The sequence below is a fragment of the Haladaptatus salinisoli genome (assembly GCF_020614375.1).
GTDB classification, from domain to species: Archaea; Halobacteriota; Halobacteria; order Halobacteriales; family Haladaptataceae; genus Haladaptatus; species Haladaptatus salinisoli.
In genome coordinates, this window is record NZ_CP085328.1 from 435,232 (window position 1) to 448,480 (window position 13,249).

19 protein-coding genes are annotated in these 13,249 nt (G+C 51.5%); 9 read left to right on the forward strand and 10 right to left on the reverse strand.

Going from position 1 to position 13,249, the window contains the following annotated elements:
* Positions 1 to 5: 5 nt before the first annotated feature.
* From LIX00_RS17800 to LIX00_RS26350, 3 genes are all read right to left on the reverse strand, one after another.
* Entirely contained in the window at positions 6 to 839 is an 834-nt protein-coding gene (locus LIX00_RS17800; protein WP_227355881.1) for a TrmB family transcriptional regulator, read from the reverse strand.
* Between the two features lie 1,587 nt (positions 840 to 2,426).
* The gene (gene ddfA, locus LIX00_RS17805; RefSeq protein ID WP_227355882.1) at positions 2,427 to 2,783 is read right to left on the reverse strand and encodes a DdfA family disk-determining factor; all 357 of its coding nucleotides are present in this window, start codon (positions 2,781 to 2,783) and stop codon (positions 2,427 to 2,429) included.
* Between the two features lie 349 nt (positions 2,784 to 3,132).
* Positions 3,133 to 3,447, reverse strand: a complete 315-nt coding sequence (locus LIX00_RS26350) for a DUF7344 domain-containing protein (protein ID WP_438267082.1) — start codon at positions 3,445 to 3,447, stop codon at positions 3,133 to 3,135.
* A 156-nt stretch (positions 3,448 to 3,603) separates the two neighbouring features.
* Here LIX00_RS26350 and LIX00_RS17810 point away from each other — a divergent pair, with 156 nt between their 5' ends.
* The 4 genes from LIX00_RS17810 to LIX00_RS17825 all read left to right on the forward strand — a co-directional run bounded on the left by LIX00_RS17810 (position 3,604) and on the right by LIX00_RS17825 (position 5,927).
* On the forward strand, positions 3,604 to 4,098 hold the full coding sequence (locus LIX00_RS17810; RefSeq protein WP_227355883.1) for an Lrp/AsnC family transcriptional regulator: 495 nt from the start codon (positions 3,604 to 3,606) through the stop codon (positions 4,096 to 4,098).
* Between the two features lie 167 nt (positions 4,099 to 4,265).
* Positions 4,266 to 4,640: a DUF7344 domain-containing protein gene (locus LIX00_RS17815; RefSeq protein ID WP_227355884.1), complete on the forward strand. Its 375-nt coding sequence runs from the start codon at positions 4,266 to 4,268 to the stop codon at positions 4,638 to 4,640.
* Positions 4,641 to 4,800: 160 nt separating this feature from the next.
* On the forward strand, positions 4,801 to 4,968 hold the full coding sequence (locus LIX00_RS17820; protein WP_227355885.1) for a DUF1931 domain-containing protein: 168 nt from the start codon (positions 4,801 to 4,803) through the stop codon (positions 4,966 to 4,968).
* A 380-nt stretch (positions 4,969 to 5,348) separates the two neighbouring features.
* The gene (locus tag LIX00_RS17825) at positions 5,349 to 5,927 is read left to right on the forward strand and encodes a hypothetical protein (RefSeq protein ID WP_227355886.1); all 579 of its coding nucleotides are present in this window, start codon (positions 5,349 to 5,351) and stop codon (positions 5,925 to 5,927) included.
* A gap of 44 nt (positions 5,928 to 5,971) precedes the next feature.
* Here the strand turns inward: LIX00_RS17825 and LIX00_RS17830 are convergent, their stop codons facing one another.
* A complete protein-coding gene (locus tag LIX00_RS17830) occupies positions 5,972 to 6,661 on the reverse strand; it encodes an SOS response-associated peptidase (RefSeq protein ID WP_227355887.1) in 690 nt (229 codons plus the stop codon).
* Positions 6,662 to 6,851: 190 nt separating this feature from the next.
* Here LIX00_RS17830 and LIX00_RS17835 point away from each other — a divergent pair, with 190 nt between their 5' ends.
* The 3 genes from LIX00_RS17835 to LIX00_RS17845 are packed head-to-tail and all read left to right on the forward strand — an operon-like array spanning position 6,852 to position 7,753.
* A complete protein-coding gene (locus LIX00_RS17835; protein WP_227355888.1) occupies positions 6,852 to 7,151 on the forward strand; it encodes a DUF433 domain-containing protein in 300 nt (99 codons plus the stop codon).
* The gene (locus LIX00_RS17840) at positions 7,148 to 7,483 is read left to right on the forward strand and encodes a DUF5615 family PIN-like protein (RefSeq protein WP_227355889.1); all 336 of its coding nucleotides are present in this window, start codon (positions 7,148 to 7,150) and stop codon (positions 7,481 to 7,483) included. The genes LIX00_RS17835 and LIX00_RS17840 overlap by 4 nt, the downstream gene beginning before the upstream one ends.
* A 60-nt stretch (positions 7,484 to 7,543) precedes the next feature.
* The gene (locus LIX00_RS17845; RefSeq protein WP_255679357.1) at positions 7,544 to 7,753 is read left to right on the forward strand and encodes a hypothetical protein; all 210 of its coding nucleotides are present in this window, start codon (positions 7,544 to 7,546) and stop codon (positions 7,751 to 7,753) included.
* Positions 7,754 to 8,093: 340 nt separating this feature from the next.
* On the opposite strand, the gene LIX00_RS17850 is transcribed toward LIX00_RS17845, so the two are convergent.
* The 5 genes from LIX00_RS17850 to LIX00_RS17865 all read right to left on the reverse strand — a co-directional run bounded on the left by LIX00_RS17850 (position 8,094) and on the right by LIX00_RS17865 (position 10,889).
* Positions 8,094 to 8,315, reverse strand: coding sequence for a helix-turn-helix transcriptional regulator (locus LIX00_RS17850; RefSeq protein ID WP_227356174.1), 222 nt, complete (start codon positions 8,313 to 8,315; stop codon positions 8,094 to 8,096).
* A 15-nt stretch (positions 8,316 to 8,330) separates the two neighbouring features.
* On the reverse strand, positions 8,331 to 8,717 hold the full coding sequence (locus LIX00_RS17855; protein ID WP_227355890.1) for a hypothetical protein: 387 nt from the start codon (positions 8,715 to 8,717) through the stop codon (positions 8,331 to 8,333).
* Positions 8,718 to 9,237: 520 nt separating this feature from the next.
* The gene (locus LIX00_RS17860; RefSeq protein WP_227355891.1) at positions 9,238 to 9,513 is read right to left on the reverse strand and encodes a hypothetical protein; all 276 of its coding nucleotides are present in this window, start codon (positions 9,511 to 9,513) and stop codon (positions 9,238 to 9,240) included.
* 237 nt (positions 9,514 to 9,750) lie between these two features.
* The gene (locus LIX00_RS26355) at positions 9,751 to 10,134 is read right to left on the reverse strand and encodes a DUF7344 domain-containing protein (protein WP_438267083.1); all 384 of its coding nucleotides are present in this window, start codon (positions 10,132 to 10,134) and stop codon (positions 9,751 to 9,753) included.
* 95 nt (positions 10,135 to 10,229) lie between these two features.
* Positions 10,230 to 10,889: a helix-turn-helix domain-containing protein gene (locus LIX00_RS17865; protein ID WP_227355892.1), complete on the reverse strand. Its 660-nt coding sequence runs from the start codon at positions 10,887 to 10,889 to the stop codon at positions 10,230 to 10,232.
* A gap of 408 nt (positions 10,890 to 11,297) precedes the next feature.
* On the opposite strand from LIX00_RS17865, the gene LIX00_RS17870 reads away from it, so the two are divergent.
* On the forward strand, positions 11,298 to 11,837 hold the full coding sequence (locus LIX00_RS17870; RefSeq protein ID WP_227355893.1) for a DUF4367 domain-containing protein: 540 nt from the start codon (positions 11,298 to 11,300) through the stop codon (positions 11,835 to 11,837).
* A 178-nt stretch (positions 11,838 to 12,015) separates the two neighbouring features.
* Here LIX00_RS17870 and LIX00_RS17875 read toward each other — a convergent pair whose 3' ends face one another.
* Positions 12,016 to 12,501 (reverse strand): hypothetical protein, encoded by a 486-nt coding sequence (locus LIX00_RS17875; RefSeq protein WP_227355894.1) that lies wholly within the window; start codon positions 12,499 to 12,501, stop codon positions 12,016 to 12,018.
* Positions 12,502 to 12,660: 159 nt separating this feature from the next.
* Here LIX00_RS17875 and LIX00_RS17880 point away from each other — a divergent pair, with 159 nt between their 5' ends.
* Positions 12,661 to 13,023, forward strand: coding sequence for a hypothetical protein (locus LIX00_RS17880; protein WP_227355895.1), 363 nt, complete (start codon positions 12,661 to 12,663; stop codon positions 13,021 to 13,023).
* Positions 13,024 to 13,249: the final 226 nt, after the last annotated feature.

Consider the following 13,249-nt stretch of genomic DNA (forward strand, 5'->3'; position numbering starts at 1 on the left):
ACACGTTACTCGTCGGCCATCGCGGGATCGTCAGCTGGTTGCAGTCCGGACGCCATCAAGCGCCGGGCAATCACCACGATCCCATTGTCGAAGCCTCGACCAAACACTGCTTTCTCAGTGTCGATTTCGCCAGTGGCCGTCTCGTGTACCGAACTGACCAGAATTGTATTCTGATCAATCAGCAGCAGTCGACTAATTGTTGTCTCGTCAGCGTGAGCGCTTGGTGACCCGTTCAGCCACTCCAATCCTGAGACGAAGACCTCGGCCTCAGGCAGTGCCGCTGCAATGTGCTCGCGTAACTGGTTAGTCGCGGTGCCAATGAGGACGCTGAGGCCTGTCTCCTGCGCTTCGTGGAGTTGCTCGAGTAACTCCTCTGTGACGGCCTCCTCCCGCCCGACGATGAGCACGATCTCCTGGCCGGCGGCATCAATAAGTTGCTGTGTCCGATTGCGTATCGGCGTGACGCCCGAGAGCGCCCACACTTCGTGGGTGATCTCCTCATCACTGTCCGGCACTGTTGGATCAATGTTCTCCAGTGCCTCAACAAGCGTGTCCGTTCGCGATTCGTATTCTTGGCGCAGTGTCTTGGCGGCCTCCTCGATCGGCACGGCGCGGAATTGCTGGGGGTTCGAGTGCTGGATTTCGACGAGTCCTTTGGATTCTAGCACTCGAATCGCATCATAGACGCGTGTTCGGGGCACCTCGGAGGTCTCGCTGATTTCCTTGGCTGTCCCTTTCGGGAGGCGTGCTAACGCCACGAAACACCCTGCTTCGTATTCTTTTAACCCGAGTTGTTGGAGCAATTCGATCGATTGTTGTTGATTAGATAAGTCCTTCATGGGTCCCAACCATTGGTCTGATAGTATCGGAGTCGTCCATACCGTTCTGTCGTCGCCCGTACGTCAGTTGTTGTCTCACCCACCGAGCGTGGTCGACAGACCAATTCACCATCGATTTCTCTTGTTTCTCAAGACGTATCAAAGACACTCATCCCTCCGCCGTCATTTTGCTGATTCGCCAGTTAACGCGAGATTTACTCAGATAATCACAGAAGATTGATCCTGAAAACGCAATTTAGTGCGATATTTTTGCTGATTTCACAGCAAGTGGATGGCTTCCTGATTAGTATGCTTTCAACGGAATCAGTCGGTGGCAATGTGTATTCCTCCGGCCATACATCAGATAAATATCTAGTAACCCAGATAATCACAGTAGGGTTATACAGGACTAGCGCAAAGGACAACGTGGTACGGAGTTCGACTGGGTCCCAACCAATCACCACTCCGTACCACAACTGCCACAAAGGTGGCAGTTTTTGAGGACAAGCATTAGTCGGGCGGATCACCAGCTGCCTGTGTATCGTACGTCTCTATGAGTGCTTCGAGCAACGGTTCGATCTGGTCGACTAGTGGGCCTTTTCTCACATTGCCTGTCTCTTGATTTCAGGTGATGAGACCATGATCTTCTAATCGCGGCAAGTGCACATGGTATTTCAAAAATTGGAAGAGAAAACCATGAAGTGGTTCTCCTGGTAGCGTGACGGGCGCACTACCTCCCGACAACAGTAACACGATCTTCTATGCCGATTTCTAACACGCTTGCACGCTCATGTAGATTATGCTTGGCTATTGTTGCGACGGATTTAGTAGTAGTGCCGAGGGTAGTATTAGTATACTAACGCTGAGCATGGTTTCTAGGAAAACGAGGGAATGCCGGGTGACTCACCATTTGTGAAGGTGTATCGCCATTTCAAAGAGGGCTTGTGACTCTCATGTCCTGAAACGTATCACCAGGACTCTGAAACCGAAGGAATGTGGCCAGTCGATTTTTCTAACTGGCACCGTCAATACTTAGCAGATGCGTCTGGTGTATCGACTCACGTTTCCCGCCGAGCACATCAATCTCGTTAGTCCATATCTTCGTGAGTCGAGTTCCTTTCTCGAATTCGCCACTCTTGGCGACCCTGATGAGAACCTCTTTCCTCACTTCTGGGCATATGGCCCTGAGCGCGAACTGCTCGCAAGTCGCCTCGCTAACGACCGAGCAGTGACTGACCTCTCCCAACGCGCTCGATGTTCTGACCGAGTGTCCTACCGCGTTGAATGGGATCTGAGCGCCGATACAGTCACGCCGCTTGCCAGGCTTGCGACTACACTCCACGAGCAGGAGGCAACTGTGCTGTTCGGGCGTGTTACACCCTCTGAGTGGCTGTGTCTCCTTCAATTTCCATCCCGAGACGCAGTGATTCACTTCTATATTGAGTCTGGGGTTTCACAGGTCAGTCTTGATCACCACACTACTCTCGAATTGAAGAGTCACCATCCCTAATTATCTGAAAGAATCTCCTCACTGACTTGGCTGATACAACACTGACGCCAACCGAGATCCACTTTGCACTCACTGATGAATAGCGTGAGGATCGAGTTTTACTCGTCGTCGTCACTCAGTGAGCGTTCGCTGCCTGTCTCGACCTCGGTGCGGCGGAGACTGATCTTTCCGTTGCTGTCGATTCTGACGTGATACGCGTCATAATTGAACACAACATGGCCGGTGGTATCACGCGGTGTGCCATCCATCTGTGGCCCAAACAGTGCATCGAGTGCCTCGGGATCAACGAACTCCGCGAGAAGCGCCAGCTCAGCGGGGTCGGCGTCATTGAGTGTTGCGATAGCCGTGATGAGTTCTTCGCTGGCGCTGTCGGTTGAGGGATCAAACTCTGTCCGGTGGGTGTCATGGTCCGACTGGTCGTGATTCTCGTCGTTGGAGGGCGTGTGATTCGTCATGGTGTCAAAGAGACGTGAACATTCTGTGATGCGCCCCCCACGTGATGTGAAACAGCCAGACCGGATCTGAAAGGTTCGCTTCCGCCACAAATGGAAATAGACACACACTGCATCTTTGCTTCTTCGTCCTGGAAAGTTTCATGCCAGCCACATAAAGCTCTGGTTAAGAACCGATTCTGAAATTTATGAAATTCGACCGAAGTGGTATCGATCCGACTCACGCCAGACAGTGAACGCGAGAACTCGCATAGAACCTCTGGAGTCAGAAGATGAATAGCTGCTGGCACCTTGCCTGGTTTCCAGCAGTCGATCGTTCCAATCACCGTTAATATCGACAAAATATACGACATTAGTCAGTGGCACCACCATCAGGAAGCACATCGTGATTCTCACTCAGAACGGTAAGCAATGGCTCGATCTCGTTGAACCGAGTCCCCTTCGTCACACGGTGTGTTTCTCGATCCCAGTCGATGAACCCGTGATCCGCCAACGTCGGGAGATGGACGTGCTGCATTGCGATCGCTTGATCTTCGTCTCCTCCGTCCGTCGCTAACCCTCGGGATGGAGCGAGACGATCAGGCTGGTGAGCCCGTTGTGTTAAAGCGACAAGGAGCCGTCGTCTGTAGCGATTCGAGAGGACTGCAAGCTGCTCATCGAGCGTCATAGGTACTTCAATCCCAACGCACTGAACAAGGTTAAGCAACCTTCATTTTCTGGATTCGCCGGTGTTTGAGGAAGTGAGTGAATCACTTAATCGAGGGGTGGTGAAGTTCACTCAGTTTCTCACAGACTATTTACGCCCATCTCCCTATTCTTGCGTATGGGTCGAGGACTTGACAACGTTGATCAAGGCATCCTGTATCATCTCCAGCGAGACGCACGGAATACAACCACGGAAGAGATTGCCGAAACAGTCGGTGTCTCCGCGAGCACAGTCCGGAACCGGATTGCGCAACTTGAAGAAGACGGCATTATCAAGGGCTATCATCCCGAGATCGACTATGAAGCCGCCAACCTTCCGCTCCGCGTACTGTTCGTGTGTACCGCGCCAGCAACCGAACAAGCCGAATTTGTCCAGAAGATGCTTGCTGTGCAGGGCGTGGTCGATGTGCGCGAGATGCTTGTCGGCAAACGGAATATCTACGTGGAAGCGATTGGGACGAGTAGCCAAGATATCACCCGCATCACGGACACGCTGCACGACTCAGGCGTTACGATTGAGAGTTCCGAGATCATGCGTCAGCGGCGCGTTCAACCGTTCAATCACTTCTTTTTCATGGGTGCGCTTGACGACGACGTCGAGGGTGACGATTAACCACCACTCGATTCCATTGTGGAAACCACAGTTTTAACTGCATGAATTAGGCATCTCACACCGTGCCCCTCAACTATACACAATTCTACCACGTTTAGCTGCGCTTTCCACAATATCTAGGAATACTTATAATCAATTGTTACTGGTTCGGGGATCAAAGCATAGCTATGGAAGACCAGTTCGAGAAGATACCACTTCAAGATACCACCGCCGAGCAGACGAATCGCCTTTTCAATCTTCTTGCGGATCGACGGCGACGATATATATTGCAACGCCTCCAAACGGCGAACCAACCGATCTCCCTCGAGGAGTTAGTGGCCGACATCAGTGCCTGGGAAGAGACACCACCCCCTGAGACCCCTCTGACGGACAGAGTGGACGAAGTCACCGTCTCACTCCAGCACTGCCATCTCCCGAAGCTTGCCGATGCAGGACTCATCGAATACGATCGGACTGCTGAAAACGTGGCGCATACTGATCATCCGCAGGTTAATGCACTGGTTGATCGTTTCCCCGAACTCTTTCCGGGTGAGGATGAATGAACGAAGTTGATTGAAAGTCATGTAGTGATATGAGGAGCAATGATTTCCGCAGAGAGGTGGGCTTTTGGAGTACCTCTCCTGTTAAGTTGGCTGTATTCGAACTGTCTGCGACCGATTGTTACCGTAGATTTTTGTAGTATTATACCGTCTGGACGCCTGTATGGCCGATTTAATTGTCAAAGCCGCAGTGAAAGAGCAGATCGAAGACAAAAACGTTGCGAGTGACTTCTATGATGCACTCGACGACGAAGTCGCGACCGTTCTCGACAATGCCGCCCGGCGAGCCGAGGAAAACGACCGCAAAACCGTCCAACCACGCGATCTATAGTAACTCATAGCCCGCTGGGTTTAGCATACTGATCACTCACTCGAAAAACGAGGAAAGAGTAAGGATAGGCAGTGAGTGCCATCGTAAAAGTGGGTCAAGAAAACGACTGATAATGACGGATGGAATCTCAATTGAGTGAGACACATTGTCGCTTAGACCATAAGCGGCAGTGGAATTGGCCAGGTCCCCGCCCTCGGGGAAGCATATTTCATCCGGTTGTACCCCTCATCGCTTCTAAATCGGAGAATCTCCGATCTCACCCCTCGTTTTGAGTGAACAGATCGAGATGGACTGCTAGCAGTCGGTTGTTCGCAGGTTAGTATTCTATACTAACCGACACGCCCCATCGATTTATCGCCCCTCAGTCGCAACTCGGCACTATGAGCGAATCTGATATGAAACGACTGTCGGTCGGGGATCGTGTGATCGACACCGAAGACGACGATCCAAGCGTGGGGGTTGTGGTGGCACGGCCACCGGAGCAGACAATCGCCGAGTGGGAATTTTCGACTGACGACGGCACGAAGACGACAGCAGACACAAATCCAGAATATCCGGCAGAGACCCAATTAGTCGTCATCGCGTTCAAGAACGCGCTCAATGGGTATTGGTCGGACTGGTACGAAGCCGATCCAGATGAGCTATACCAGGGTGTTCGTGAGAATGACGTCCATCATTACGGCTTTCCCGAACCACGACTCGCACTCGTCAGCGAGAGTGAAAGCGAAACACGAGAGGATACGGAGCCGACCGAGCAGCAAGCAGAACCACCGGAGCAATTCGAACCGATTATCGAACGGCTTGAGCAGAATGACTTCTCTGTTGCGTATGATGCAGACGCACAGGAGCTTCACGTCGAAAAGTTCGGCGTCGAGCATACCATCGACCCTGACGGAACAGTCCAGGGCGAGAGCGGGATCAAGGGACGGGTAGAGACGATTGTCAATCGCTTTCTCTAAGCGAGCCAGTCATCATTTTGGTTCAAACGTCGGAAGCTCGGTATTCACTTCGAGGTGAATTCACCAAGTCCCGATTGTTCGTGCTCCAACGGTTCAATGACTGATGGATCGTTGTGACTTGGATTGTTGACGCGCGTCGAGATCTCATACGCGGCCAAGTCATCCTCCGGATACGGTTGACACAACGCTTCGCGCTCGTCTGGGCTAGCCGAAAGCCACCGCTTTTCGTCATCACTTGCGAGCACGACGGGCATGCGATTGTGGATTGGCTTCATCACCTCGTTGGGTTCAGTCGTCAGGATCGTCACACACGGAATCGCTTGGTCGTCACCTTCCCACATCTCCCAAAGCCCGGCCATCGCGAATGCCGGAGTGTCCTCGCGATACACGCGATAGGGCTGCTTTGGTCCACCATTCTGTTTCTGCCACTCGTAGAACCCGGACGACAGAACGAGACATGGCCGTGACTCCCATGCATCTTGGAAGACGCGTTTTTCGCCGGCCGTTTCGGAGCGGGCGTTGATGATTCCTTCTTCGGGCTCGTCAGCCCAGAAGGGAATTAGCCCCCAGTGGTACTGGTCGATCTCATCGGTCACCTCATTCGTAATGACTTCTAAGAGTTCTCCGGGAGCGATGTTGTATCGTGGTGTATACCCGCCATCGGTGACAACTCGTGCGTCGAAGCGGTCTTCGAGGTCTTGTTGTTGGATGAAGAGTGCAGTTCGCCCACACATAGCTCAGATACGCTCTACAGACCCATCAACGTATGGAAGGAAAGATTCGAAGCCTGGTCATGCCGACATAAGCTTCATATAGTTGATTCGGATATCCATTTGAATAGAGCTCCGTGAGGGTGAGGATGTCACCAACTGTGAGCGAGGACACCGTGTAAGACTATAAACGACGAGCGCATAGACACGCACAATGACCGAAATCGTTTCAACGGATGACACACTTGGCGGCGCGCCCCGTATCAAGGGCCGACGCATTGGTGTCCATCACATCACGACCCGCGTCTTTGACGGCGATGTCCCACCCGAGCAGGTCGCTGCCGAGTACGACCTTGAGCTCGCTGATGTCTACCGTGCACTCACTTACTACTATGATCATCCGGAGGAAATCCGTAAACTCCAGGAACGGCACCCTAGCCCGCCAGACGACGTGCGGGTGTTCCAGAGTCCAGAGGACTTTGAACAGCGCGACACATCACCGAAAGAAGCGTGAAATTCATCGCTGACGAACACATTCCTCCTGCCTTCGTTACTGCATTGCGTGGTGAAGGCTACGACGTGACCACGGTTGGGGATGTGCTTGATCTCGGATCAGATGATGAGTCGATCCTTGCGTATGCACGAGAGGAAAATCGTGTTGTCCTCAGTGCGGATACTGACTTTTGGGGTGCTGACCCGACACTTGATCTTACTGATCACCCAGGAGTCCTCGCCTGCAATGTCAACGCCCCACCCGGCGATATTGCAGCTGCTGTTCGACAACTAGATGCGATGAGCAGTGATCTTACTGACACCGTCATTTTTATTCCAAGTCACTGGGTGTGAGTTCAAACCACCAAGATAATCTATCTCGAGTATTCTGACATCTTTGGTGATCCAGCAGTTGTGGCTGCCGCACGAGATGCGCTCTCGTCAGCGCAGCTCTTCTATGATGGCGGGATTCACGATTACAATTCAGTCTATGAGATGGCGAGTGTTGCAGATACAATCATTGTCGACTATGTACTCCCTGCGCCCGGATCAAGGCGATCGAGGAAACCGTTCGCGGAGCAACGGATGCGCAGTACGAGACATAATTGTGCTCTCTCCGTTTGAAATGGTGAGCGAGGAGATCAAGAGTGCGCACCTGCAATTAGTCGCTCTTTGGTTAGTATGAGCTACTAACAACTATCGCCCACCGATTTAACCCGTACGGGCACAACCGATAGATGTGAGCGAAAATGTCGCACTCATTGCCCGGATTATTTTCCCGGGAGATCGTCTACACATCTAGTGCGTTGAAATCGCTATCGACTCCTCAATTTCTATATTGAATCAAAGATACAGCGGGAGAAGATCACCGTCATGGAGATCATCAGGCGGCGTATCAACCCACCGTGCTAAGACTCTCTCTTCGCCACTCACACCAAGCTGTGATACATCTGGAATTTCCCCCTCATCGAATGTCGAATACACGATGAATTGCGCTGAAAAACCATTCCTCACTCTCGTTTTCAGTCACATACGACTGCTCAAGTTTGAAGGCAAGTTCGAGTGACGGCTCATATCGCCCCTCTTCAATTACATTGATTGTCTGTCGCGAGACGTCGACTTCAGTCGCCAGTTCCTGCTGGGTGAGGGCCCGCTTTGCTCGCCAGACCTTCAGTGTATTATCCAGGGGTTTGACCCCAAGTCACATCCGTCGTTTGAGCAGGACGTGACTCGCGCTCTGAAGCAAAATCCCCCCAGCGCCGAGCAACGCAAACGCTCCCGGCGGCAGTCTCATATCGGTGAAGAACCCGATACTCCAAATCACGAAGATCGACGAAATAAGAATCCAGAAGACAACCCAGCCCGATTGATATTGGATTGCCATCTGCCGTTCGTCGTACTCACCCTCACTATAGCGTATTCTCTCGAACCAGAGTCTGCCGATGCTCAGGAGAACGCCGCCAGCGATGGCGAGCCCCACGATGAGGCCCCTGGTTGCTCGCGACTCGAGGCCTGCCGGAACGAACGTAATCAGGACGAAGCCGATTCCGAGGACCGCAATCGCACCAATCCGTTGGATAGAGTACATGATATAGAATTATACTCTCCAAAAGTATTAAAAAACCACTATCGCCCACCGATTTAACCCGTTCGGGCACAACCACTCGATATGAATGCCGAGGGATTGTCCAGCGTGCTGCGACGAATTGGAAGTGGACTGGTTGAGGCCAACAGACTATCTTCCATGAATCAGCAGCAGGACTGTCATTGGAGGTGAGTCAATAGGACTGTCCGGGAGAGCAAGAGTGATTGTGGAAGGAGAGAGCGTCTCCCAATAGTGGACAGCTGATTTACTCCGGAACTGTGGTGTGGTACAAGTGGACTGTCAGGCTGGCTGGTGCTAGTTGACTGTGCTGTTGGATTTCACTTGAAAGACGGGGTGGTTCACGCTGGGTTGGGCACTGTTTCTGCCGGCTGACTGTCCACTGAGTGGGATGATTTGTGAGTGGTGATGGACTAGTGGGTTGGTGGTAGGCGTGGGCGGATGCGGTTATCGAGAGAATAGGATATGTGGGTCGTACACATTCTTTATCTTATCCCATTTGTTCTCATGCAAGTACTCGTCGAGCAAGCCGATAGAGGACTGCGAGGACGATTGCCTCAGCGAGGAGTCCAATACCCGCTATCACATAGAAGAGCAGCCCACTTCCAATCCAACCGAAGTAGATGTTTCGGAGCGCAGATGCAAAGAGGACTGCAAGATACGTCAAGACTGTCCCGCCGCTGAAGACCCACGATAGAACGAGGAGACCGACAAAAATGACGGCGATATCTCTTACGAACGATTTGCTAATTGGCCCTCGTGTTGTGGTGCGGACGGACATAAGCAAGGCTAGTACGTTCGCCAAGACGATAATAATTTCTGCGACACAACAGATCTAATTTAGAATGGACTCGCACCCAATGAGTATGAGATTCCCATGACACTCACGGCTTACGATACCTACACGAGTGCTGAAAGTCCGACAGGGAACAAGAACATCTACTACTCCCTGTTGCACAAAGCAGGCGTGGACACACCTGGTCTCAAGTGAAATACGCCAGGTAGAGAGCTACGAATTCTAATCGTCCCCATTGTCCTTCTTGTCCCCATTACCAGCGATTGATTCTGACTGTAGCAATGCCTCAACACGTGGTTCTTCAATATACGAAATAAGTTGGAGTGAGGAGTTGTACTCAATGAGGCCATAGTCCGCTAGTTTCGGAAGCTGGAAATGATGTAGCTGCATCAAGAGACGGTCTCGCTCGGTAGATTGCATTGTCTTAGTTGTCGCATTATCGGAAGCAGATGTGTATAGATGCTCTAGAAGTGCTGCAAGCGGAACAGGCTGGTCAGCATTCGCGATGAGATAGCGGAGAATTTGTCGTCGTTGTGTATCAGCGAGGAGCTTCAATAACTCGTCGAGCGACGGCCGCGGGTCGTCATCGTCCGAAGAAGAGCCCATCTTGTGGATACTATTAGGGAGTGTTCTATAAGCCCTCGGTCTGTTCTAACAAAGTTATTTAAACCAACCGGGGGAAATGAGAGCGAGTCTACAGTTCAGCGGTCGGATGCACTGAACAACACATACTCCACGATCGCTTCGATGCCGTTTCGAATTCGATTGGACAACGACTGCTGGGTGATATCGAGTTCTGTCGCCAATTCCGAGAGTGTCACCTGCCGCGGCGTCGTGAAATACCCACGTTGGAACGCAAGCACGAGTGCTTCACGTTGCTTCTCGGTGATGACGGTTGCGAGTTTCGATACACCAGCATTATTTAGCGACTGCATCTTGCCGAGTGTGTACTCAATCTCGTTGTCCCGGCTCACGTTGTGAAATCGCGTCAGATGGTCGTGCGAGGGGAACAACAATTCAAACTCCCAATCGTCGTTGCCATATCCGTGTGCACTCCGAATAATCCCTTCTGCGGTCGTGAGTGCTCCGAAAAAGGCACCAGCTGGAATATCCCAATGAAGGAGGTACAAGCGACGGTCATCCACCTGGTCGATCGCAACAAGTTGCTGGACATTGTTATCGTTTCGAACGCGCTGTTCGAAGGTCTCCAAGTCGCCGTTCCAGGCCCAGAAGATGGGAACCACATCTGCACCGACAGGGACGACTCGTTCGAATTCGATATGGAGGTTGGTTCCGGCGGTGAGCATCATCCCTAACGGGAAGTTCTCTGGAGGAAGCGACAGCTCAACAGTGACCGCCATATATCGACTACTCTGTATAGCATCTTAGTAATTTGGTGGGAGACGGGAGTCTGTGCCGTTTTTTGAGGGGAGGCATCAACGAGTAGTCCATTCCAACTGTTGGAGACTCCAAATTAACCTACTGCCGCTTATACTCTCAACCGGCAGTCAATCGCCTCAAATCAAGCAAATCACGAAAATCACCTCACCGCTGGCTCACGTTCTACTTCGGTTATAGAATCAATCAGTCATCTCGAAACCGGACGAAATCTCACCAATCGGACCACTTTCCCGTGGATTGGACGGCATCTCAAAAATCCAGTCATCCAACTATAGTTCTGTGTCACCGTCTCGTCGATATCAACTGGAGAACCCTTACTAGATACCGGGATTTGCCTCTTTCTCCTGCCATACTATTGATTTAGGGATATGGAACGCGTATACGGTACGATGCCGTCTGATGACCAAAGCCCCGATCATGAGGGATATACTTCGATCGAAGCGGCGGATCGTGATGTTCCCTTCACACTCGGGAGGCCAACTGCGCTTCCGAGGGGGTATCGACGGATTCAACTCCATGTCCAAGAAGCCAGCGAGCTCGGTCACTTTGGAATGAGTGCCTGGATGGTATTTGAGAGTGAAAGCGGCGATCCGAGCGAACATCTTGCTGTTACTGCTCGTGCAGCTGATGATCCAAGTGTTCCTGGCCATCCATATGGCGTTGATGAAGAAGTCATGGTGAATGGGTGTCCTGGCACATATGCAATGACAGACCATTTGGAGGTGAGTCCAGCCCCACCTGAAGACGAATTTGTTGAAGTAGATTCTCTACCACCTGGAGCATCTGTTGCACCACCAGAGAGGCAAAAGGGAGTTCTCGAATTCATTGACGAGAGTGGGACGTATTATTATCTAATAGGCCCGTTTGATCGCGACGAGTTGGTTCGCATTGCAGAGTCAATTGACTAATGGCCAAATGAGAGGGTTGTTGATGTGAGGGGGATTCGATGTTAGTATGATCCACTAACCAGAGTATGTACTTTGCATCTAAGCCAATAGCGATGGTTAGAACTCAATCAGGAAGCAGTAGCCTGCAAAAATTTTCCTCATATCTCTCCGTTATCGCGAGAACTACTTAAAACGAAATTTATGGATACGTCTGTTTGGTGCCTCCTTCCCAATGGGTGAGGATGGCTGTTGTTGGCACCTGCTCATCGTGAGGCACCCGAAGAAGTTTCGCATACGGTACCCAGTCATTGGTTTGACCGGGGTGAGCAATGCAGGTATACGCATTGAAGGTAGTCGCGTTTTTTCGCTCAACGCCGAGTATCTGGAGTGGGCTTGACTCACCTGATGTGCCAACTTGGATGCCGAGTACTACCTTGTTGTCAAGCTCTGTATCTTTCACCCACTGTTTAGCTGCGCCACCAAAGACCCGCGAGTTGAATCGATTCGTTTCATCACGGTCAGTAACGAGGACGGCTCCTTCCCCGATAAAGAGTGAAGTTGCATCTCGTTTTTCGTATGAAAGTTCGTCTTCCAGAGTTGGATTTGGACAATCAGAGGCCAAAAGGGACAGACAGCCATTACTGAGCGTGAGGGCAGTCGTAGAGAGAAATACACGGCGTTTCATAGCCTGATATCCGTGTAGTCAAGAATAAGCTTCGTGGTGAGTGAAATAACTCTTTGACATTACTCGCAGTTGTCATCGAATCGGCAGTCACAGCACCGTCACTCACTGTCGTGTGTGCCAAGGCATAACGTAAAGCCATCGACACACCTCTTAGAAACTATGAACAACCACACATCCATAACCCGATCCGCATGGACAACCCGGTCGACGCTCGTACTCTTTGGCTTTCTCGCACTAACGTCACAGCTCCCTGCTGTCGTTGATATCTACAGCACTGTGGTCTTTCGACTGCTCTTCATTCCGGCGTATCTTGTTTCAGTTCTCGTCTACGAGGGGCTTGGACTCGAACACATCATCTATGCCCTTGATGCACAGATTCCAGGGAAGCAACCGTATTTGTGGGAAAGCGGGCAGATCATTACGTATTATCTCTTTGCGGTGAGTGCAACATGGCTTGGACGACGGCTTGAGACCCTCAGCCAGAAGCCGAATCATCAAACGTCAAGCAACAAAGGAGGGTAACTCCATGACCATCCGATACACCATTGCAGCAGCGTTCCTGTTGGTTGGCATTCTACTGGTAGTCATGAGTCTGCTTAGCCCACCAAAAGTAACAGCAATGGGCTGTTCGGAAACATACACGGGTCCAGACACCCCTCCTGAACGACACTGTACAAAAACGACAGGTATCGCGATAGGGCAGTTAATATATGTCTTAGGAATCGGTGTGGGTGCGATTGGGATTGGG